Source organism: Spirosoma fluviale (assembly GCF_900230225.1).
GTDB lineage: Bacteria > Bacteroidota > Bacteroidia > Cytophagales > Spirosomataceae > Spirosoma > Spirosoma fluviale.
The window spans coordinates 138,878-163,442 of record NZ_OCNH01000008.1; the positions used below are offsets into that span (position 1 = coordinate 138,878).

The following is a 24,565-nucleotide window of genomic DNA, read 5'->3' on the forward strand; positions in this document are numbered from 1 at the left end:
TGGTCTGGCTTGAGGAGACGTGATCAGGGACATAACCTTATTAATGACTGAGCCTTGACTCATCAGGAGCAGCTCAATTGATTCTCTTCCTGATCTCCTCAATCTCTTCAATAAACCGATTTGCTACCAACTGAAATCCCTCGTTGGTCGGGTGAATTTCATCGAACCAACTGGTGCGATTTACCACAGTGCGAACGTCGATGTACGACACCCGATCAGGGAGAGTCTTGTTGTCCGGATTCCTGAATCGGTTGTTGGTCCGTTCCACTACGCTTTTCAGCCGCTTGTTAAACTCATCCATGATGAAGTTAATGCACTGCTCGCGTTCGGTCTGGGGCCGAATTCCCCTTTTTATCAAGTATTTGCCCAACCAGCTCGATTTCTTCTTATTGATGGGATCATCCGTATCCAGGGGAATGACATAGTCGTAGCTGTGAACCAGTATGTACAGGTCGGGGTAACGGTCAAGCAACTGCCCAAACATATCCTCATAAAACGATTCAAGGTCCGTAAGTTTAGCGTCGAGACTGGTGTTGAAATATTTTTGAACGGTGGTGCCATCAGGATCGGGAGAGTCGCGCAAAAAGTGTTCAAACTGCTCACCTAAAATGTCGTTGCCCCCGCCACTCACCAGGAAAAAATGCGCATTTTCTTCGCCGATCGCATCCAGGTATTCCCGCTTTTTCATGTAATTCTCCAGCGTATCACCCGCTTCGGCGAAGCTGCGAATGGCGTACAACTTATATAGATGATCGAGCGTATCCTCCAGCAGGATCGGGTATTGAAACCAGGAGTCGCCTTCGGCTACGATTCTCAGCCGGTTGGGGTCTTGCTTTAACAGGTTGCGATACCGTTTACGCCGTTGCGCCGATTCAATCTGGTTAGCTGCGAAGAGTTTAAAATCCGTGAAGATGTTTTTCTTTTCTTCCGATACCTTTAGCCCTTTGCTGATCTCCTCATTGAGTTCCCAGATGGTGGGCTGGCCAAACGCGTCAGGCTTGACCGTTCCATACAGACCGCCCGCAAAATAGGCCGTCTCTTCCCATTCCAGAAGGGCTTTGAGCGTTTCGGGTTCAGGTTGATTATAGACCGGATTCTTGAAATTAAGGCGTATGGTCTGAGTTATCCAGCCATCAAACGTCACCTTCGTATCATCCTCAACGTCCAGATCACCCCTGAAAGTAGCATCGGTATTTTTCCCAATATCATTGGTCGTGAGTGGCTGTGGCAGTTCTTCCAGTGTTAAGGCTTCTCCATCGAATTCGGTTGTAGAACTAATGAATTTAATAAATTCTGTTCGCTCTGGCCAATTGTATTCCTGCGCAACCCGGCCAAACCTGTAACCAATACGGTCCTTCCCGTTTCTGCCCAAGTAGACCGAAGCTCCTGCCGGTAGTAAGTACACGCGTGACGGCAGAAAATCAAGGAAACTTCCAAACTCTTTGCTTAAGTAAGCGGCACATACATACAGATCCTGACCGGTGATGTTGGTAATTTTCAGTTGGATCGTACCCTTCCATACCTGATCAATCTGCTCATACGTAATTGCTGCAACTCCCCGCGAGGTGTCAATGACCTGCGTGGTTCCGTTAGCCATTACCCGCGTCAATTCGACGGCGAGTGCCTGCTCGGGGAAGTTTTGGGGAATGATCGGGTTTTGCAGATCTTTGATAAAATGCCAGCGGGAAACGTGTTGCATGGTACGCAGCACATGCCCCTGATTACGCCCAGCTACAAATGGTATCGGCCGAAGTAAGGGCCGATACGGATCGTTGGGCAAGGTAAGATACACTTCTCCGGCGCGAATGTGGAACGTGTAATCTGCTCGCTGCGCCATTCCACTGTCTTTCTCTGCCTGCGCTTGTCCATTCGCTTTCCCCTCCTCGCCCCCGAACGAAAAACTACCCCTGGCCGCCCCCTGCATGGAAACGATCATTTCCTCAACGGCTTTCGGGTTGCCGTCGTGATTTTGCAGTTCAAGAACGAGTTCCTGCGTCATCAGGCCCGACACCATCGCTTTGTAAATTGTGCCCTGATGAAGAGACGCGGTATCGGTCAGCAGGGTGTAATCTACAAAAACGCCGACCGTGCTCACGCGCACCGGAATCGTTTTATGGGCATTGCCGGGATCAATCAGGGTAACGGTTGTCCTGGCGTCGACGCCGTGAATAGCCCCCACGTTTAATTGCCAGCCCGTTTTGGCATTGTACACCGCTTCCGATATTGTCTGTTGCGGAGCAATCGGCTGATTAAAAACACCAAGGTTCAATAGCTTCTCCGGTTCTATGGGCGCGTACACACGGGGCGTTTGCTCGTAGCCAGCCCGCATGTACTGCCGAATGCGGCTACGAAGAGTGTTGTAGGATAGATTGCCGGCCGCATCGGTAAGCGTTTTCAGCAGCGTTTTGGTAAAGATCCCCTCCCCCGCCACCTCAACAGCCGTTTGATTCGATTCGCAGGCGGCCATCTGGATGTGTGCGCCCTGCGGCAAAAAATCCATTACTCTCTTACCGGCTACATCTGCTTCAGCAAGTGTGTCGCTGAACATAAAATCCGACCAGTTGCGCATTGGAAACGCACTCCCCCCCAACCGACGCGCCAGCACATCCTCGTGCGTTGCCTCCACCAGAGCGGCATTCCGCGTATTGTCGCCGGAATGACAGCAGTCAAACAACGTGACAATGTGCGCCCCGGTTTTTTGATACAGTTCATGAATCAGAAATCGCAGCTCTTTATCGGTCAGCAAAAATTCAGCGGGTTTCGTTGTTCCACCGTCGTAGCAGACCAAACATTCGAGTTTTCTGTCTGTCTCCTCCCAGATGGCATGCGCCTGTTCCTGCGTACCATGCCCGGAGTAATAAAACAGGACCGTATCGTTTTTGGTGGCCTGGCTCAGGTGCTGCCGAAACCCGTTGGCAATGCCGTGACGAGTCGCCTGTTCGTCCGTCAGTTTTTTGATTTTACCTGTTCTATTTCCGGTCAGGCTGAAGTCAAACGTGGTACGCTGAGTCAGGTAGTTCTCCACTGCCTTTACATCGTGTAAACAGCCCCTGAGCTTGCTAATTCTATCGTAGTTGTTGATACCAACCAATAAGGCGTATACCATCGGAGGTTTCTGCGTACTCATGTCAAGGGGTTGTTTTTGTTGATTGAAACCAGTTCCGGCTGGTGGTAAGGTATCAAAATGTATGATGTCTGGAACGTATAGGATACGCACAGTAAAGTAAATTATCGGTTAGCCCGGTGAAGAAGGCTATGTTTTTATCGAACGGTATAAAAATTACAGCGCCTGACACAATCCTGTAATTGACTTGATATGAACAAATTAACTTCGATAAAAACCAGCCTGATTACGTACCTTTTTACTTATCTTGAAACCTGAATCAGCCAATTGCCTTACTTACGCATCCAACGCAATGGATACCCTCCTGCTCTGTTACGCGAATGACCGCAACCGTCCTTTAGAGACCTTAGGCAACGAGGATAGCGACGTTGACCGATTACTTGACCCGCGCAGCAGTAAAAACCATTTTCAGAAAATACGCGATTCGTTTGCGACCACCGAATCTGTAGCCGGTAAGATTTTAACCTATCAGGCGTCACTCTGCCTATTCCACTTTAGCGGTCATGCCGGGAGCACGGCATTACAACTGGAAGATGCTACGGCCAGGGGCGTGGGCGTGGCTCAGCTATTGGCCCGCTGCCCCAACCTGCGGCTAATTTTCCTGAATGGATGCTCAACGTTAAACCACGTCCGGCTACTGGCAGATCAGCACGTGAAAGCGGCCGTTATTGCCACACGGTCGCCCGTAGATGACTACTCCGCTACCCAGTTCGCCAGTGCGTTTTATCAGGCCCTGGCGAATCAGTATTCCCTACAGGAAGCCGTGGAGCAAGCTCGTTTGCGCGTACAGATAAAAATCAGAACAGACGTCCGGCGCATTGCCCGTGGCGATCTGGATACGGCGCCGGAGGTTAGTCCTGATCAATGGTATTTTTTTTGTCCTGATGAAGAGACGGCCAATTGGGAACTGCCCACGGGTGAGGTTACCGACGAGGCACCGTACATACCTAATACAACCCTGCGCCGAACGCTTTTCGATGCGCTGCGTTTGCACGACCCAACACTGACCGAACAATACCGAATGAAACAAAAACAGACCCTTTCGGATGAGGGTCTACGAAGCTGGCTGCACGAAGAAGTACTTCAGCGACTGCCTTTCCCGATTTCGGAGCCGCTCCGGAAACTACTTTGTCCGCACATTTCACCGGAGAATAAACTCATTCCTGTTCGCGCAACGAGAGATCGACTAATCAACTACACAACGCTTCTGGATTCAACGGTCGACCTCTTGATGAGTACACTATTGTCTCAGATTCGGGACTGGCTACAGAGCGCCGACCCGGTTATTGCCAGGGTTGACGCAGCTACGCACCAACTCGTTGAGGAATTGATAACTAACGGATGGTCAAACTGGCAAACCGACCGGATTGTGACTTCGGTTCGGCCGCTCCGGGCGTTTCTTGAACAGCAGCACACTCCCCACTTCATTGACGAGTTGACCACCTGGCTCGATCAGTTTCAGCAGGAGACGCAGTTAGAGGGCAGCCTTCAGTTTCTTTATACGCTCAAAGAACGACTTACCCAGCCAAACGGAATCGGGAATGTAGCTGCGCTTTGCCAGGTTGGCGAAGAACACCTCAGCGAATTAATAAAGCACATGGGCTTCTGGGCGAGGTACCGGCTCGAATCGTTCAAAAACATACGCGCTATTCGCTTCTACCGGCAACAACCCGCTTATCGGCACGAAATGGTCGTACTGCGAACCAGTCAGAGCTACCGTACCGACGAAATGTATTTTCAGGAAATTCAATTCGCCGACCTGTGGGATTGCCAATCGGTACTGCTGGTAAAAATTACGCGTCAACTGAGGGAAGGAACGGTTACCGAAGAACTTCAGGCGAAGGGGTTCCTAAACCTGTCTCCGTTTTTGATCGACAAAAACGTTTTTTTCAAGAGCGACAACGCCGTTTTTGACCTATACAGTTTTCATTCCGGCGAGTCGGACAGGTTGCGTTTCAAACACGTTGCCCGTCCTGAAGATACTGGGCTGTTTGTGGGTCCGGTTGATGAGGAATTGTGGGCCAAGCAGGATTTCGGCGTTCTGCGAGAGCAATTCCAGTCGTTACGGACGCTGCTTGGCCTGCCCCAGGTGTTACCGACTACGGCAACAACAAACACCAATGATCTTGATCCCAGCGAACTATCCCGCATTTAAATTATGTCTGCCTTTTCATTGATCAAAAGTCCGTTCAAGTTTCTGGAGGCTTACACGGCGCAGGATAAGGGCCGATTCTTCGGTAGACGGGCCGAGCAACAGCGGCTTGTCGAACTGATTTTTCGCTCGCGGCTCCTGCTGGTCTACGGTCAGTCCGGAACGGGCAAAACGAGCCTGGTGCAGTGCGGATTGGCCCAGGCGCTATCCTCCTCCGATTATTTCCCGATCCTCATCCGCCGACGTTCGAACATCATCCAATCGTTGCAAACCGCGCTGTCTGGCGTTCTGGACAGTGAAGAAACGACCGATACTGCCGAGATGGTCAATCAAGTGGCTCGCTACGCATTACGGCCTGTTTACTTAATCTTCGACCAGTTTGAGGAATTGTTCATCAGTGGCGATCCCACCGAGCAAAGTCAGTTTTTTACCCTCCTCAAAACGCTGTATCAATCATCGGCAAGCTGCAAACTGCTGCTGGTCATGCGGGAGGAATACATCGCGTCGCTTTACACCTATGAAGACCGGCTGCCGGGTTTGTTTGATTTTCGGCTGCGGGTAGAGCCCATGAGCGAACGGAACCTGCACGAAGTGATCGTTGGAACGTGTCGGCAGGCGGGGATTACCGTAACGGACGAAGACCAAACCGTACAGGCGATCATTCGTAATAACCAAACTGCACATAACTCATTTCAACTACCCTACCTACAGGTGTACCTCGACCGGCTCTGGCGTTCGGCTCAGGCTCAAACAGGCCCTACCCTCTTCGATCCGGCCCTGGTGAAGCGGGTAGGGCGCATCGACGATGTGCTCACGCTGTTTATGGAAGAGCAGGCAGAATCCATTCGTAGTCAACTTGCCGAGGCCGACCAGCCAGCCGTTAAAACCCTTCTGGAAGCATTGGCAACGTACGAAGGAACCCGACGGGAATGCAGCCTGGAAACACTGCAGGATGAAACCGGACTGGCTTTGCCGTTGATCAGCAGCGTTGTCAAGGCTTTAGAAGACGCCCGTATTTTACAGGCAGATGAAGGTATGTATGAACTGGCTCACGACAGCCTGGCCAAGATAATTGACAACGGCCGGTCGGTGGAGCAGCGGCAGCTAAACGCCCTCATCAAGCGATTGAACGACTCGTTTCAGGAGTACACCCTCAACCAAAACGCCAGCGATTTATTGCTTTCCCAACGCCGGTTGGCCGAAATTCAACTGTATGAATCATCTCTGCAAACGACCTTAGCGCGTAACGCACCCAACAGCGAAGCTATCTGGCAGTTTGTGCAGCAAAGCCGCGAACGGGTTAAGCAACAGCAACAGCAGGAAATCGACGAGCAGCGTCGTAAAAATGCACGTTTACAGCAAACGGTAGCTATTGTATCCGTGCTGTTAGTCCTTGCCGTTATATCAATCTATTATGCAGTGCGTCAAGGTCAGGAGGCATTGGACCAACGGCAAAGGGCAATCCGTCAAAGGGCGCTGGCCGAACAGCAAACCCGTTTTGCCAAAGCGCTGTTCTGGGCTTACGACAGCGATAAGCTACCCCTAACGCAAGCCATGCGCCTGTTTGAGCGGGCAGACAGGTACGCTCCTCACAATGCGTTGGTTCAGGGCCGTTTGTTCGACCGCTTTAACGGTGCCGATAAAGCCCTGCTTAACCAGATCGACTTCGTTCATAAGGGATCGGTTCATGCTGTTCAGTTCTCGCCCGACGGCCATGCGGTTTTGACCGCTTCGGCCGATAACACTGCCAAACTCTGGACCCTGAAGGGACAGCTTCTGGCAACATTGACGCACGGAAATTGGGTTAACTCGGTTGATTTCTCACCGAATGGTTCGTTTTTACTAACGGCTTCGGCCGATGGTACAGCTAAGGTGTGGGATCTGACGGGTAAGTTACTGAAAACGCTTCCTCACCGGAATTGGGTGCTTTCGGCCCGATTTTCAAAAGATGGCAACTTTATCGTCACATCATCCCGGGATTCCACCGCCAAAGTATGGCGTATTGACGGTCAATTTATAACCAGCCTACCCCATCGCAAAACCGTTGTTTCAGCGCACTTTTCACCCGACGGCAAGCGAGTTTTAACGGCCTCTCAAGACTACACCGCCAACTTATGGACCCTGGAAGGCAAACTGATAAAACCATTTACGCATACAGGATGGGTTAATTCGGCCCGGTTCTCGCCCGACGGCACCAAAATCCTGACTGCCTCCTGGGATCACACCGCTAAACTGTGGAATCTTGACGGACAGCTACTAAAAGTATTACGACATAAAGCTTCGGTCAATTCAGCGCAGTTTTCCCCGGATGGCACTAAAATTATAACCGCTTCAGGTGACTACACAGCCAAAGTCTGGAACCTCAGCGGAGACGTATTGGTGACAATGACGCATCAAGAACCGGTCAGCTCGGCCCAATTTTCCGGAAACGGCAGTCTAATCCTGACCACATCGAGCGATAAAGCCGCCGATTTATGGACTAGCAACGGGCAGCAGCTGGCTACTTTATCGCACGCTGACTGGGTCAATGCGGCACAGTTTTCTGTTGATGGAAACCGAATTTTGACAGCGTCCCGAGATCGGACTGCGAAACTGTGGAATCTACATGAGCAGGTCTTGAGACTGATAAACCACCAGGCAATTGTTGTATCAGCTCAGTTTTCACCCAGTGGCGAAACGTTGCTGACAGGTTCGGCAGATGGTACAGCCAGACTCTGGAATGCTAAAGGGCAAGTACTGGCCACTTTGCTACATCAGGGAGTTATTAACTCAACCCGATTTTCTCCCAATGGAAACCGGTTACTGACCGCTTCAGACGACAATACGGGCAAAGTATGGGATTTAACCGGACAACTTCTGGCAACCTTGCCGCATCAGGGGAGAGTAGTATCGGCGGTTTTTTCTCCAGATGGCAACCGAATTTTAACCGCTTCGGCCGACAAAACGGCCAAACTCTGGATGCCAGATGGCAAACTACTTAAGACGTTAACCCACCAGGGGCCTGTGCTAACAGCCGAATTTTCGCGTATGAGCGATGCCATTGTAACGGCTTCGGAAGATGGTTTGGCTAAACTCTGGAATTATGACGGTACTCTGTTAGCATCCCTGCCCCACAACAAAGCGGTTGTATCGGCGCAATTCTCGCCTGATAGTAAATTACTTGTCACAGCTTCGGCGGATGGCACGGCTAAGCTGTGGAACCGGCAGGCAAAAGTAGTCGCAACGCTGCCCCATCAGGGACCGGTTAACTCGGTGCAGTTTTCTCCGCAAGGCGATAGTATACTAACGGCTTCCCGAGACAATACAGCCAGACTCTGGAATTTGACAGGAAAATCGATTGCCATTTTGCGTCACCAGGCTTCGGTTCTATCGGCTCAATTTTCTCCTGATGGCAATACTATCCTGACCGTGTCTGACTATAAGGTCAATTTGTGGGATCGTAAGGGCGACGCAGTGGCAAGTTTGTACCATCTGCCTTTGAGCAAAGCGTTATACTATCAACCTCAGATTAAATCAGCGCAGTTTTCCCCGGATGGCCACCAATTTCTAACTACATCGGGCAAAACGGTTAAGCTATGGTACAAAGCCGATGGAGCTTTACAGTGGCTAAAGAAGAATAATGATAACGTAGCTCCTCTGTCGCAGGAGAACAGGCAGCGTTATGGCGTGAGCGACCAATAAATAGAATTTGCTACTTACGCGTGCGACTGCTCAAACGCTGATGCCTACCGATAAAGATACTTGTATCCGCCAAGGGTGGCAGATCAAACAAGTACGCCAAATGGACTTAAGCTACCATTAACTCATCGAACTCATGAACCTCAACCTGATTGAATAACAAATCGGCAGGCACAAGTTTAGGCTTTTTTGAACTAACCAATCGGGGCAGCATACATTCCAGAAAGTAAAAAAGTGGTGATTGGCCCTCCAGTTGAACCATACTGACCGTGTCGAACCAACTGACCGGAATTAACTGAGCCGCTTTCTTGAACGGATGATGGGGAAACGAAACAAAGGCCTGCTGCTGATCAGGCGTAATAAAGTGAACGTAAATGTGTTGAGGCTTATCGTCGAAGGTTGGATAAGCATACTCAAATAAGCCTGACTGAGGAAAGGTAGTTGGTATTAGCATCTTTGGTTCTGGCTTAAGCCGTTAAGGGTGAAAAAGCTAAAAAGATTGATACGTATACGAGTGTGTTTTATAAAAAATCAATGACCAGGCTTCTTCAGGTAAGCAAACTAACGATTGTAAATGGTGGGGTAAATCAGCCTGGTCATTGATTTCATTACAAAAATAGTCAAGCCCCTCTCCTTACTATATGATATCGATCAGGCAACTGTATGAGCAAAATCACTAAGCTGTATTCAACTGACAGGGCAACCAATTTCGCTGCTCATGCCACATTTTCTATCCTGGACTCGTATGTCATTAGGTATCCGTAAAATTTTCGCCTAATACATCGAATGAATAGCCGTAGACGTTTAAGCCTAAAAGTGCGTCTGCCTACTTCCATTTCTCTCATCCGGATCTGCAAAAAGGATCAGCCTATAAGTTATACGTTGGTGGAAGTTATAGCGGTGGGAACTTCGTTGGCAATACCAGTGGCTAGGGCGTATACACGGGAAGAACCTACTCAAATTCGGGCGCTACCCTGAAAGCTACTCCTACAACCTCAACGACAACTACTGTCAATACGATTTCTTTCTAAACTAACGTGACTTCGAGATTACATGAAGCCAAGCCGTTTCATGTGTTGCGTCCCATTCCGCAACGGGAAATAGATACGAATAAAAAATTAAAGCCGAATACCGGTTATTAAGTAGTTAGCTGCCATTGCGTCTTTTTTGTTATGCTGATGATGCCGGGCGACCGGTGCTGAGGCATGATAAAAAGACTCAATTGATTTTCTGTACCGTTTCCCGTTTCCCAATTTTCTATGAAAAACCCACTTTTTTACACGTTTGGCCTGCTGGCGCTCATTGGCTCGCTAACGGCCTTTCGGCCTCAGTTAGCCGGTAACGAGGCTCCCGGCCAATCGTCGGCGAGTCCCCCTGCGGCCAAACCAAAGAACATTATTTACATCCTGGCCGACGATCATCGGTACGATTTTATGGGCTTTACGGGCAAGGTTGCCGGGCTGAAAACCCCTAACCTCGACCGGCTCGCGGCCGAAGGTGCCCATGTTCGAAATGCCTTTGTCAGTACCGCCCTTTGTTCACCCAGCCGCGCCAGTATCCTGAGTGGCCAGTATGCCCACACGCATAAGGTGGTCGACAATTTTGCCCCCATGACGCCGGGGCTGAAGTTCTTTCCGCAGTATTTGCAAAAGGCAGGCTACAAAACGGCTTTTCTGGGCAAATGGCACATGGGTAACGCCGACGATGCCCCCCAACCAGGTTTCGACTACTGGCTAAGTTTTAAAGGGCAGGGCGTTTATTACAACCCGACGTTTAACATCAACGGCAAACAGGTTGCCCACGGGGATAGCAGTTACACTACTGATCTGCTGACCGATTATGCCGTTAAGTGGCTGAGTTCGCTTAATAAAGACAAGCCGTTTTGCCTGTACCTGTCTCATAAAGCCGTTCACGCGGACTTTCAACCGGCCAGACGCCACAAAGGCATGTACCGAAACATGCCCATCAATTATCCGGAAACGATGTACCTGACGGCTTCTGATACAAGTAAAGTCTGGGGCGGATCCACGCCGGGAACCAGGCCATCGGTAAATCCGGAAACCAAAGCCTTGCAGGTGAATATGGCCGATATGCCCAACTGGGTGAAACAGCAGCGTTACAGCTGGCATGGTGTCGATTACCTGTACCACGGGGCCATTGATTTCAACGATTTTTACCGGCAGTACTGCGAAACCCTGATGGGTGTCGACGACAGTGTTGGGCGGGTGTTAAAATGGCTGGAAGAAAATGGCCAGTTGGAAAACACAATGGTCGTTTACATGGGCGATAACGGGTTCAGCTTTGGCGAACGGGGCCTGATCGACAAGCGGCACATGTACGAAGAGTCGATGCGGGTGCCGCTGCTGGTTCGTTGCCCGGCTATTGTAAAACCCGGTACCAAGCTGGAGCAGGTTATTCAGAATGTAGACATTGCCCCAACGTTTCTGGCGTATGCGGGTCTGGCTAAACCCGCCCAGATGCAGGGAAACTCGTTCCTGCCCCTGCTCAAAGGCGAAACCATACCCTGGCGCGACCGGGCTTTTTACGAATACTACTGGGAGGCCGATTTTCCCCAGACGCCCACCATGTTTGGCGTTAGAAATGACCGCTACAAGTACATCTTTAATCACGGCGTTTGGGAAGCCAACGAGTTGTACGATCTGAAAAACGACCCGCAGGAAGTGAACAATCTGATTCGCAGCCCGGAACATCAGGAGATAGCAAGAGATCTGAAAGGTCAGGTATTCGACTGGCTCGAATCGACCAATGGATTGCAGATTCCGCTTCATTCGATCAAGCAGAAACGCTTCGACCACCGCTACCGGGGTAATTACTAACGTCAGCGACGGGGCTTTTTGTGGCACGTCGAGCTACTCTACCCCAGCCGCAAAATCGGCCATAAACTAAACGACAGGCTGTTTGCCTCTCCCGGCACGTACTACAGTTAGTAAAAATCCCTATCTAACCCGTAAACCAATGACTAAACAAACTATTTTTCGCTCGCTGCTGGGCGCAACCGTCGTAGCTTTGTTACTGGCGATACCCGGCTATACGCCTATTCTGCCGGATGAACCCCAAACGGATCGTTCGGCGCAGCAGCGGCCTAATATAATTTTTATTATCTCCGACGATCACACATCTCAGGCCATCAGTGCGTATGGGAGCAAGCTGGCCAAAACGCCCAACATTGACCGGATTGCCCGCGAAGGGGCTATTCTTTATAACAACGTAGTGGCAAATTCCATCTGCGGCCCCAGCCGGGCTACCTTACTGACCGGCCAATTTTCGCACCGGAACGGCTACAAACTCAATGAGAAAGTATTCGATATCAACCAGCCGGTTTTCACGGAAGAGCTACAGAAGAACGGCTATCAAACTGCCTGGATCGGCAAAATGCACCTGGGCAGCCTCCCTCATGGTTTCGACTACCTGAATATACTCCCGGGTCATGGGAGTTATTATAATTCGGACTTTGTCGACTCCAACAACAAGACAACCCGACACATGGGCTACGTTACCGACGTTGTAACGGGCTTATCTACCGACTGGCTTGATCGCCGGGACACTTCGAAGCCATTCTTTCTGGTGGTAGGCCACAAAGCTACCCACCGGGAATGGCTACCAGCCACGGAGGACTTAGGTGCCTACGATAACGTTACATTTCCGTTGCCGCCTACGTTCTATGACAACTACGAAGGACGAACCGCAGCCCAGAAGCAGGACATGAGCATCGACAAAACCATGGTTCTGGCCAGCGATCTGAAAGTACATGCCAATTATGACGCCAAGACCCCCAACGCGTCTTATAACCGGTTCACCCCCGAACAGAAAAAGGCATTTTACGACTATTACGAGAATAAAGTCAGTAAAGAATTTGACGAACAGAAACTTAGCGGTAAGGCTTTAGTCGAATGGAAGTACCAGCGGTATATGAAAGATTACCTGTCGGTGGCAAACTCCCTCGACCGCAATATTGGCAAACTACTCGATTACCTCGATAAGAGCGGACTGGCCAAAAACACGGTGGTCGTTTATACCTCCGATCAGGGCTTTTATCTGGGCGAACACGGCTGGTTCGACAAGCGCTGGATTTACGAAGAATCCCTGAAAACCCCGTTTGTTATCCGGTATCCGGGCGTTATCAAACCGGGCAGCCAGGTGAAGCAGGTCGTGTCGAATGTCGACTGGGCACCCACGCTGCTGAGCCTGACGGGCACCCGCATTCCGGACTATGTACAGGGCGAATCGTTTCTACCCCTGCTGACCGGCGGCAAAAATACCTGGCGCAATCAGGCATATTATCATTACTACGAATACCCACAGCCGCACCATGTGTCGCCCCATTTCGGCTTACGTACGGCTCAGTACACACTGGCCCGGTTTTACGGTCCAGATGATTTCTGGGAGCTATATGACATCCGGAAAGACCCCAAAAACCTAAAGAATCTGTACGGCCAGAAAGGCTACGAAAAGGCAACGGCCTTACTCAAAAAGCAGTTGAAAGAGCAGATTGTCAGGTACAAAGATGACGAAGCCCTGAAGCTAATGGAGGCTGATAAGTAAAAATACACTTATAACCACTGGAAGATAGAACCAAGCCCCTGATTGCTCCGCCATAGGGGTACTATTTTCAATATTTCCGCTATATGAGGGTATTAATTTCCAACGGTCGAATAACTTAATTCGGCCGTTGGAAATTGCTTTTTGGTGGCATGGTACCTTTTTTCTACGTCACCGGATTGATGCACTATCAGCCACAACGACTTGACCGCCCTGGCGTTAAATAGGGTAGAAAGCTGACTTAGACCATTCGGAGCAACGAGTTGCTACTGGATAAAGAAAGAATCCACATAGCGATAAAGCCAGTATATATACTTAGCAATACATAAAAAAACTACCTCTCAATATAGCAGAGTGCGTATCCTGTCACTATACATTTAGGAGTCAAAAATTGATAACCTCCACCGTGTTGAACCATTCATCCGCGAACTTACAAAAGCCGACTCCTTCCTATATAACTACATATACAAGCTTTTAATCCGGTTTTAATCTACAGAAAAGCTATAATTCATAGCTAAATGAGGCTGTATCAGATGCCAATTTAGCGAATACGTGGCGTGCCAATACCGGTTAATCAAATCAGGCTCGGCAAGCAAAAAAAGTCTACAAAATCCCAATAGTAAATTAAGTAGAAACCACATACGGATAGCTTGCGAGATATATCTATTAAATCTATATACCATAAACATTAAATCCCATGAAAAAACACTACTTCCTCTTTATTCTGCTGGTACTCCTGCCCTTTTGGGTAAGCAGTCAGAACGTTACATTTTCATCAAGCCGGGGACTTTACGAGTCCCCCTTTCAACTCACGCTGTCCACTACACTGGCTGGCGGTACGATGCGATATACGACTGATGGCTCCGCGCCAACCCCAACCACGGGTATCCTCTACGCCGGAGCCATACCCGTAGCAACCACCAGCATTATCCGGGCCGTTGCGTATAACGGTATAACCAGCACGCCGGTCGCTACGCACTCCTACCTGTTTTTGGCCGATGTACTGAAACAGCCAGCTACGATTAGTGGATGGCCCAACCACACGTATGCGCTTGGCTCCGGCTCTGCCACGGCTGTCCACGATTACCAAATGGACCCGGCCGTTGTCAATAACCCGGCCTATAGTACGGCCATAAAAAGCGGGCTGACGTCTATCCCAACGATGTCGTTGGTGCTCAATAAGGATGATTTCTGGGACCTCTATGAAGGCGAAACGACGCATCCTACCTCGGTAGAGATTTTCTATCCGTCGGGTTTGAAGGAGCAGTTCGACTGCGAACTGGAACCCCACAGCCACAACCGGCTCAAACGCTCGCTGAAGCTCAGAATGAAATCGAGTATTACCAGTAACCTACTGAAGGAGGCTCCCTTCAACAATGCCGCTACCACCAGCACATTCAAGGACACCAAACTTGTGTTGCGTAGCGGAAACAACCGATCCTGGGCCCGTAACTGGAATCCCGACCGGACCTGTTACACGCGCGATGAATGGTACCGGACGTCGCAGCAGGTCATTTCCGGAACAGGCGGGCGGGGTACCTTTGTCCATCTGTATGTCAATGGTTTATACTGGGGGCTTTACAACCCCGTAGAGCGTACCGACAATGGTATGCTGTCTACGTATTTTGGTGGTGATTTTGCCGACTGGATGTCGCTTGATCACGACGGAATTAGAGATGGGGACCCCACCCGCTTTTCGTACCTGACCACTACCCTCGTCAATCAGGATATGACAGTAGCGGCCAATTATGCCAAACTGAAGGAATACCTGGATGTCGAAAAATTCTGCGATTATTTGATTCTTACCTGGATGATGGGCATGACGGACTGGCCCGGCAATAATTTTCATGGTGGCAATCGAAACAATCCACCCAGTCCTTTCTTCTACAACGCCTGGGATGCCGAATGGTCTTTCGACGTCACGAACGGCTCCAATGAGGGAGCCTGGGTACATCCGGAATTCAGAAATACGACGACAGGTTCGGCAACCATCGCCAAGCTCTGGCATGCGGCCCGAACCAACCGGTCGTTCATGCAACTCTTCGCCGACCGGGTGTATAAACATTGCTTTAACAACGGAGGGCTCACCGATGCGGCTTCCCGTGCCCGCTGGCAGCTTATCAACCAGTACATAAACACCGCCATTATTGCAGAATCTGCCCGCTGGGGAGATGCCCTCAACGACGGGGTAACGCGCACCCGCGACACGCACTGGACACCCGAGATAAACCGGGTAGACGGGCTCATGAACGGGAATGTGAACCGGCTCATCAATGCCCTTGTTGCGCAGGGTTATTACCCAACGATTGCAGCTCCGGGTTTTAACCAGGAGGGTGGTAGCATTGCGGCCGGTTTCCAGTTGACCATGACCAACCCCAACCCTTCGGGCACCATCTATTACACCATCGATGGCACCGACCCGCAAACGGCCGAAGGGGGCGTTTCGGCCAGTGCCAGAACGTATACGGAACCCGTGATGCTGACCGCTAATCTGACGATCAAAGCCCGCGTGCAAACGGGTAGCACCTGGAGTGCGTTGCACGAGGTTTCCTTCACGGTATCAGGACTGATTTCGGGTTTGTATATCAACGAATTCATGGCCAGCAACACCAGGAAGCCTGATGAGTTTGGCGAATTTGACGACTGGATCGAGATTTATAACGCAACGGCTCAGCCGATCAACATCGGTGGTCTATACATCACTGATGCGCTGAATAACCTCACTCAGTGGCAAATCCCCATGACCAATCCGGCGCTGACGACCGTTCCGGCCAAAGGGTACCTGCTTTTGTGGGCGGATGGACAACCTACCCAGGGACCTTTGCACGTGAACCTCAAACTCAGCAAAGGCGGAGAAGCCATCGGGTTATCGCAACTGCTGAGCTCTACCGCCACGCTGCTGGACTCGTATACTTTCGGAGCCCAGCAGGACGACGTATCGACGGGTAGATTCCCCGATGGCAGTGCTACGTTCAGGACCTTTGTTGTTCCGACGCCGGGCAGTAAAAACGCGATCTCCTTTCGATCTAACCTGTTTATCAACGAGTTCGTTGCGGCAAACCAAACTGGTGGTACAGACGAAGCCGGGGAGCATGATGCCTGGCTGGAGATTTACAACAATAATAACGAGCCGGTTGATATTGGCGGGATGTATCTCACCAATACATTCAGCAAACCTTCTCTTTGGAAAATACCAACTACGAATGCGGCCCAGACAACCATTCCGGGCAAAGGCTTCCTAAGGCTATGGGCCGACAATCAACCGGCTCAGGGGGTATTGCATCTGGGTTTCGGCCTGAGCCCCACAGGCGGTCAGCTGGCGTTAACGGATATCGTTGGTCCCGATGCTGCGCTGGTTGACTCGTTAAGTTACGGAATCCAAACGACGGATGTATCGAGAGGAAGATACCCGGATGGCAGCAAACAGTTCAAGTTTTTTACGACCCCGTCGCCAGGTGCGACCAATACACTTCCCATATTACCCGGTATTTACATCAATGAATTCATGGCCAGCAACGCTAACAAGCCAGACGAGTTTGGCGAATTCGATGACTGGATCGAACTGTACAATAGCGGCACACAGCCCGTCGATATTGGGGGACTGTACATTACTGACGATCTCACAAAACCGAGCAAGTACCAGATTCCTTCGTCGCAGCCAGGCCAAACGACGATTCCACCGAAAGGCTTCCTGCTACTTTGGGCCGATGAGCAGGCCGCGCAGGGTGTGCTGCACGTAGGAATTAAACTGAGCTCGGGTGGCGAGCAGATTGGTCTCTTTCAGCCAGATGGAGCAAATGTAGCCCTTCTGGACTCGGTAAGCTTTGGGGTGCAAACGACAGATGTATCGATTGGGCGACAACGAGATGGAGCCACTCCCTTCGTGAGTTTTACCGCTTCTACCCCAAACGCCAGCAACAACCCCGCGTCCGTGGGTCAACAGATTACGACGTTCACGCTTATCAATGCCGATTCGGATCTGCCGATTCGGGAACTGGTAGCTAACGATGTACTAAATCTAGCCACCCTGCCCACACGCAACCTCAACATCCGGGCCAACACCAACCCCTCTACGGTGGGCAGCGTTAAGTTCAGCCTCAGTGGCAGCCAGAGCCAGAATATGACCGAGACGGTCGCCCCTTATGCTCTGTTCGGCGACGTGGCAGGCAACTTCAACGCCTGGGTGCCACCGGTGGGAAGTTATACCCTGACCGCTACCCCCTACAGTGGTAGCGGGGGGAGCGGCACGGCAGGGACGGCCTTAACGCTGAATTTCACGGTGGTCGATCAGACGACGACGCCTGGTCAGATTTCACTTGTCGGTTTCAGTTTGATCAATGCCGACACCGAGCAGGAAATTAAACTACTGACTCCTGATGAGCAGCTTAACCTGGCTAGCTTGCCCACGCGCAACCTCAACATCCGGGCCAACACCAACCCTGCTACGGTGGGCAGCGTTAAGTTCAGTCTCAGTGGCAGCCAGAGCCAGAATGTGACCGAGACAGTTGCCCCCTATGCTCTGTTCGGCGACGTGGCGGGCAACTTCAACGCCTGGGTGCCGCCGGTGGGAAGTTATACCCTAACGGCCACGCCTTATACCGGAGCCGCCGGGAGCGGCACGGCAGGGACGGCCTTAACGCTGAATTTCACGGTGGTCGATCAGACGACGACGCCTGGTCAGATTTCACTTGTCGGTTTCAGTTTGATCAATGCCGACACCGAGCAGGAAATTAAACTACTGACTCCTGATGAGCAGCTTAACCTGGCTAGCTTGCCCACGCGCAACCTCAACATCCGGGCCAACACCAGTCCCGTTACGGTGGGCAGCGTTAAGTTCAGCCTCAGTGGCAGCCAGAGTCAGAATGTGACCGAGACAGTTGCCCCTTATGCTCTGTTCGGCGACGTGGCGGGCAACTTCAACACTTGGGTACCACTGGTGGGAAGTTATACCCTGACCGCTACCCCCTACAGTGGTAGCGGGGGGAGCGGCACGGCCGGTACGCCACTAACGCTGAGCTTTACGGTGGTCAACCAGACTCCAACGGGACGCTTAGCCGCAGAGAGTCAGGAACAGGACATGCAGGTTAGGTATTACCCGAATCCGTTTTCAGAGTCGTTCACTGTGCTGGTGCGGGGTCAGTCATCGGCTAAAGCACCCCTGCTTATTTATGACGCGTACGGTCGTGTGGTTTTGCAACGGGAAGATACCGATCCTGAGCAGGTTATTCGGATGAGCAGCGGGTTTGCACCCGGTTTATATCTATTACAGATAGGAACAGGGTCTCGGGCCAAACGTTATAAACTGATCAAAACCCGGTAAAGAATAAGGTCGAACTGTTAATGTGTATGCTACAGTTGACAGTTGAGCGGTAGTAAGCGTTCGTTCATTCAACAAAAGAATTTCCCTGAACGAGCGCTTACTACCGCTCAATTTATTCGTAGTGTACAAATTCTCGCTAACCTCAGCATTGGGCACTGTATCGTCTTCAGCTTTCGAATACCGGCCATTAACCAAAAATAGGATCTGCCGATCTCCTCCCCTCTACTCACTTTTCAGGACTTCCGCCGGATTACGCTTCGCAGCTTTCATCGTCTGTGATCCGATCAGAACGAAGGCGATTAGTAGTACCACCAGCAAGCCCACCAATAACTCGGCGACCTGCACGGGTGTATGATACGGGAAACGGGTGAGCAGAACATTTTCGAAGAAAAGGTACGTGACAGGCAGCGCGATGAGTGCTGATAGCAATAGCTGTACAAGAAAACCACGGCTTAATAAATAGATCAGATTGACCGGGCTTGCGCCCATCACCTTACGGATGCTGATTTCTTTTAGTCTTGTCTGGGTGGTAAGTACTACCATACCGAACAAGCCCATCGACGCAATTGAAATGGCGAGGAAGGAAAGGAAGCCAATAATCTTGATCATGGCCGAAAATTCACTGTAGGCATCTTCGATTTCCTGATCATAAAATTTCGCCTGAAAAGGATGAACCCGATCGAATTTTTTCCATACAGATTCGATTTTGGCTCTGGTTGCCAGCAGGTCTTTGCTATGTATTTTGGCGTTAATGATGGCCCTGTCTTCGGGCGTCCAGAACATAAAGGCTACCGGCTCAATGAAGTTGTCGACCTTGCCATAGTGGAAGTCTTTCATGACGCCAACAATAGTCATCCGGCGGGTTCCCTTGAAACTTGTGAATGTAATTTCTTGCCCGATGGCTTTCTGGGGGTCATTGGTGCCGATGTTAAAGCGCTTTAAGACTTGCTGGTTCACGATCACCTCTGTAGCGGCTGCGGTTGACGTGGGCCGTGCCCTGAAATTACCTCCGGCAATGAGCTTGTATTCATGCAGAGCCAGGTAGTTTTCGTCGACGTGGTTAGTCAGGACCAGTGCAGAATCACGAGACTCTTTGTATTTCATATAGCCGCCCCACGCATTCCCGACGCTGGTAATAATCAGCGACCGGGACAGTGCCGTAACTTCCGGTATCTCGCTCAGTTCCTTAAGCAGTGCATCGGGCTTATTCCCCTGCGTATTGATGTTCAGGATATTTTCCGTATTAAATCCCAGGTCAAATGCGAGTATGTTTTTGTACTGCACATAGCCAATGGCGGTCGTTGTGATAAAGATTAGGGTGAGCGTGTATTGGATCACCACCAGGGCACGTCGGAGTGTTCCGTATTTGACTATGTTCACCGACTGCCCCCCTGGAACGGAAACATTTCGGAGCGCATTGATTGCACTAACCTTAGAAAAGAAAAGGGCAGGCATAAAACCGGCAATAACCCCTACGCTAACCGAAAAGACGACGAAGGCGACGACCATCGAGGGCGTGAGGTCGAGCTTCACCATGCGCTGCATCTCCGGAGCCAGGTTGATGAGCAACGGCCGCAAGAAGAGAAAGATAACGTAGGATAGAAGAAGGGCGGCCAGTGAGATCATGACTGCCTCCACCAGAAACTGTTGCCATACCTGACTCTTATCAGCACCAATTGCTTTGCGAAGACCCATTTCCTTAAAACGACGCATGGCGCGTGCCATCGACAGATTGGCGTAATTGAAACACGCCGACAAAATTACAACGAGTGCAAGCCCGCCGAGTAGCCAAAGCACAATTGGAGACATGTGAGGGCCCACGGAGCCGGGACCACCCTCAGAACGACGGAGAGTCTCCCCCACCACGATCTTGTACAAAGGAAGTAGTTCGAGTTCGATCTTCGTGTCTTCTTCGGCCAGATTCTCTTCTCTGGCCAGAGCGTCGAGCTGCGACTGGATTGACGCCATGTCGGCATCTTCCGGTAGCAGGAGGTATACATAGTTCGACGACATGCTTGTCCATTTTTCGAAGTTTCGGTCGTTACGATTGAGCTGCACAGCCGTCGACAGCGATACCAGCGCTTCGAAGTTGATATGTGAAAAGAAGGGGACATCCTTCATGACACCGGTCACCTGGTACTGGAGGGTATCGAATCGGATCGCCTTTCCGAGTGCCGATTCGTTACCGAATAGCTTTTTGGTGGCCGTCTCCGTAAGCACGATCGAGTAGGGATCTTTTAATGCCGTTTCGGGATTGCCTTCCAGCATCGGGAAAGTAAGTACCCGGAACAGCGACGGCTCCGCCCAGAAACCTTTAATGGGTAGTATTTTGTCGTCAACCCTGGCATCCTGCGAAAAGTCGTTGCGCAGAATAGCCACCTCCTCGATGCCGGTCACTTTCTGCCGAATCAGCTTGCCGGTTTTTATCGATGTAGTAGCAAGTTTGCCAACGGAATGCGAGCGACTTTGTTGACGATTGGCAGTCAACACGTTAGTAATGCGATAGATTCTATCCCCGTTCGTGTGGAAGCTGTCGTACGAATACAGGTCGAGTACAAATGCAATCAGCAGTAGCCCGACGGACATGCTGATGGCAAGGCCCACAATATTGATAAACGAGAACAGCTTGTTGCGCATCAAGTTACGTCTCGATGTTTTAATGTAGCTTCCGATCATGATCCAGTGGTTGGAAAGGGCAACAAAATACACTCTAAAGGACCTAAAGGCATCGCTACTGTAGATCAGCCTTGTGCGACACGGCCCATTGGGTTGTACACTCCGCTCAATGTATTCGGGCGGAGTGTACAAGTAACCCACAGCAAAAATACCAGGCTAGTACATGCTGAATGAAAAAATGGGATGAATTGAGCTAAAAATGGGACGAAGGCCTGATAACATTCCTGCCTTTGCCCCGTAAAAGCGGCTTCACTAAGCAGGTTGGAAACGCTTGCTGGCCATACGCGCAGAATCGGCTTGCTGCATCATGGTAACCATAGTATCCTGTTCGAGCTTGTGTGTTCCTCCAGCCTGTAGTACCATTGTCGGCAGCTTGATCTGGCTGGCCTTGCCGATCGAACCGCTCTGGCTCGTACCGAAAGCAGGCATTTGGTAATCGTTAAAGAGATCTATGGTTCCCCAATCGTGGGCCTGCGCAACGCCCATAACGCTGTTAGGGTCTACTTCCCACCAATTGCCTTGTCCGTCGATATTCCGCAACCAGTCTGTCTTGACATCACTCTGGCCGACACTGTTACAGGAAATTACGTAGCCAAAGTCACCGGAACCGAACTCAAAGCTGGTAGAATGACTGGGTAGCCAACCTCCTTTAGCCCCCCTGAAATTACCGGCCGTAAGAAGCGGATAGTCATTGTATTTACCGGGTTTATCCGCTTTCGGGGTTGGGTCAAGATTGACGAGATAGTACCGGGCTTCGTCCGGGGCCTGAGCAGCCTGCAAACTGCGCGACCTGCGTACCCGGCTGATCTGTAAGGGTTTCAGAACCAGTGTTGTGACGGTGCCGGGTTATGCAAGTTCACCACCTACTCCTCGCCCATAGCCAGCCACAGGTAGCAGTTTACCCCTTCATAAACCGCACAAGGCCAACCTCCAGCAACATAAACGCAAGCGCTGCTATGAGGAAATATTTCCAGAGGCTCTTGCCGAGATTCTCCTGTTCGAGTACCTGAACAAAATCGCCGTCCTGTATGCTATCAAATATTTCGACATTCGGTTGGGTTGCAAAGATTTTACGCAATTCGTCAGCCGAATAAAAACTCATCGTCGACTCCTGATTGCCGTGATTGAAGGCCAGTAATCGTTCGGTTTTATCGTTCAGGCGAAGCTCATAATAACCCGCTTCCACCTCCTGACCGGCCGCCAGTTCGTTACTCTTCGGCATTTCGAGCTGAAGTTGATTGCCAACGATTCGCTGTACCGGTATAATTTCCAGCTTGTCATGTTTAAGCTTATAAATAGCTTTTTCGGATGGATTGCTAACCGAAATGGTGACCAGATTATCGTCGAATGAATAAGCCGTCCGTTGCGCCCGGACACTCAGGGCCGCCATTTTATACATAATTGGGACGAACAGCGCGTGTTCAGCCAGATTCCCATAATTTGAGGCTAATGGACTGGCCAGTACATAAACACTTCCCTGGCGGGAGGTTGTTCCACCACTTAGCCTGGTTTGGGTAAGTAATGGACTTCCATCCCGCAGACTCAGCAACCGTTGGCCCGAACTCCATCGCCAAACGGGCGCAGCTGTGGGCATATTCAAGGGCTCGGACTGATAACTCTGCTGAAAAACATCCTGGAAAAATGGATTACGCCGGTCGGGATCAGCTACCGGCAGAGCCGTTGGTGTAGTGCCCGATGTGCCGGTAACCTGAACGGTACCCACTCCCAACGTCTGTAAAAAAGGGGTGTAGGAGTTACTATTGGGATTGGCAGGAGGTATAATTGCCAGGCTCCCACCCTGCCGAACAAAGCGCTCCAATTCCGTACGGAGTGTACCATTCACTTCCGAAACTCCCTCCAGCACAACCAAATCTGTTTCTTTTAACTGTCCAACGTCAAAATTCTGCACGCTGAAACTTTGCCGAACAAACAAACTATCATTGGAATAAACGGCATTGATGTAGTCCGATGTTCGATCTGCCGGACCTGATTTCTGCTCGTAAAGATGTAGTATCCGAACGGCTGGCGATGCTTCAATGACGAAAAAATACTGATTGTCGAACGTAATCGGGTAATCTTCAAACACAATTCGCCCCCGGTGATACCCTTTTGATGTCACGTTGAAGTTAAGCGCAACCGTCGCCGATCCGTCCGATGTCAGCGTTGCCGTTGCGGTCGACGTTTGCGTATCATCAAGGTACAGCCGTACCGGCAGGTTTTTGACATTTTCCCGGCCAGCGTTGTTCAATTTTACATTCAGGCTGTTATTCTGCATTTCCCGGATAAACGGTGTGCTGAGCCAGACTGAGTCGACATACACGTTCTTGGTAGCCTGAGCATCGAGCGGCACGATAAACAGCCGATCGGTTGTATCAATTTTCAGTCTGGATAAATCACCGGCGGTGCTTTTCTGAAAGTCGGAAAACCAGAATAATTGGTTTCGGCCACCAGGATTAAGAGAACTGAGCAGGTTACGCTGCCGCCGGTAAACGGTTTCGAAGGTACGTGGCGTATGAGCAAATCGGATAGACGTTACGCGATCCCGAACGGCCTCGGCGGTTCCGGCCTGCTGTTCAGCCACGGAGAAGTCGTTGGTCAATAACTGGAGTGATGTTGCATTCCTGAACAACGTCAGTAACTCATCCAGCTTACTAATGGCAATATCCAGGTATCGTTTCGTATTGCGTTCATTCTGCATACTGTATGAGTTATCGACATACAGGCTCGTCACTCCCTGGCGCGATAAACCCAACTTATTTTTACTGGGGATGAATGGCTGTGCAAATGCCAGTACCAGACAGGCCAGAAACAGACAACGACAGGCCAGAATGAGCCAATGTTTCAACCGTCGAAACGACTTCGTTTCAGTCTGAACTGTGCGCAACAAGGCTACATTCGAGAAGAAAACCCGCCTTGTCCGTCGAAAGTTAAACAGGTGAATGGCAATCGGGACGGAGACCGACAACAAACCAAGCAGAAAAGAAGGATAGAGAAAATTCATTCAGGGTATTTGCGGAGCAAACAGGGTTTTCTTAATAACGGCCTTACACGGCCC

The 24,565-nt window shown here is 50.6% G+C and carries 11 protein-coding genes; 6 read left to right on the top strand and 5 right to left on the bottom strand.

Going from position 1 to position 24,565, the window contains the following annotated elements:
* Nucleotides 1–73: 73 nt before the first annotated feature.
* Complete coding sequence (locus CRO74_RS28865) at nt 74–3,127, bottom strand: caspase family protein (protein ID WP_097131361.1); 3,054 nt, start codon at nt 3,125–3,127, stop codon at nt 74–76.
* 289 nt (nt 3,128–3,416) lie between these two features.
* On the opposite strand from CRO74_RS28865, the gene CRO74_RS28870 reads away from it, so the two are divergent.
* Nucleotides 3,417–5,279: a CHAT domain-containing protein gene (locus CRO74_RS28870; RefSeq protein ID WP_097131363.1), complete on the top strand. Its 1,863-nt coding sequence runs from the start codon at nt 3,417–3,419 to the stop codon at nt 5,277–5,279.
* 3 nt (nt 5,280–5,282) lie between these two features.
* Nucleotides 5,283–8,957 (top strand): nSTAND1 domain-containing NTPase, encoded by a 3,675-nt coding sequence (locus tag CRO74_RS28875; RefSeq protein WP_097131365.1) that lies wholly within the window; start codon nt 5,283–5,285, stop codon nt 8,955–8,957.
* Nucleotides 8,958–9,063: 106 nt separating this feature from the next.
* Here CRO74_RS28875 and CRO74_RS28880 read toward each other — a convergent pair whose 3' ends face one another.
* Nucleotides 9,064–9,408, bottom strand: a complete 345-nt coding sequence (locus CRO74_RS28880; protein WP_097131367.1) for a hypothetical protein — start codon at nt 9,406–9,408, stop codon at nt 9,064–9,066.
* Between the two features lie 583 nt (nt 9,409–9,991).
* On the opposite strand from CRO74_RS28880, the gene CRO74_RS32450 reads away from it, so the two are divergent.
* The 4 genes from CRO74_RS32450 (at nt 9,992) to CRO74_RS28895 (ending at nt 18,834) form a co-directional block, all read left to right on the top strand.
* Nucleotides 9,992–10,096 carry a RagB/SusD family nutrient uptake outer membrane protein gene (locus tag CRO74_RS32450; RefSeq protein ID WP_144035994.1) on the top strand — a complete coding sequence of 35 codons (105 nt, stop codon included), beginning with the start codon at nt 9,992–9,994 and terminating at the stop codon, nt 10,094–10,096.
* Between the two features lie 117 nt (nt 10,097–10,213).
* Entirely contained in the window at nt 10,214–11,791 is a 1,578-nt protein-coding gene (locus tag CRO74_RS28885) for a sulfatase family protein (protein ID WP_097131369.1), read from the top strand.
* A 139-nt stretch (nt 11,792–11,930) separates the two neighbouring features.
* Complete coding sequence (locus CRO74_RS28890; protein ID WP_097131371.1) at nt 11,931–13,517, top strand: sulfatase family protein; 1,587 nt, start codon at nt 11,931–11,933, stop codon at nt 13,515–13,517.
* 694 nt (nt 13,518–14,211) lie between these two features.
* Complete coding sequence (locus tag CRO74_RS28895; RefSeq protein ID WP_097131373.1) at nt 14,212–18,834, top strand: lamin tail domain-containing protein; 4,623 nt, start codon at nt 14,212–14,214, stop codon at nt 18,832–18,834.
* 222 nt (nt 18,835–19,056) lie between these two features.
* Here CRO74_RS28895 and CRO74_RS28900 read toward each other — a convergent pair whose 3' ends face one another.
* The 3 genes from CRO74_RS28900 to CRO74_RS28910 form a co-directional block, all read right to left on the bottom strand.
* Entirely contained in the window at nt 19,057–21,510 is a 2,454-nt protein-coding gene (locus tag CRO74_RS28900; protein WP_097131375.1) for an ABC transporter permease, read from the bottom strand.
* A 252-nt stretch (nt 21,511–21,762) separates the two neighbouring features.
* Nucleotides 21,763–22,290, bottom strand: a complete 528-nt coding sequence (locus CRO74_RS28905; RefSeq protein ID WP_097131377.1) for a hypothetical protein — start codon at nt 22,288–22,290, stop codon at nt 21,763–21,765.
* A gap of 118 nt (nt 22,291–22,408) precedes the next feature.
* Complete coding sequence (locus tag CRO74_RS28910; RefSeq protein WP_097131379.1) at nt 22,409–24,511, bottom strand: BatA domain-containing protein; 2,103 nt, start codon at nt 24,509–24,511, stop codon at nt 22,409–22,411.
* Between the last annotated feature and the right edge of the window lie 54 nt (nt 24,512–24,565).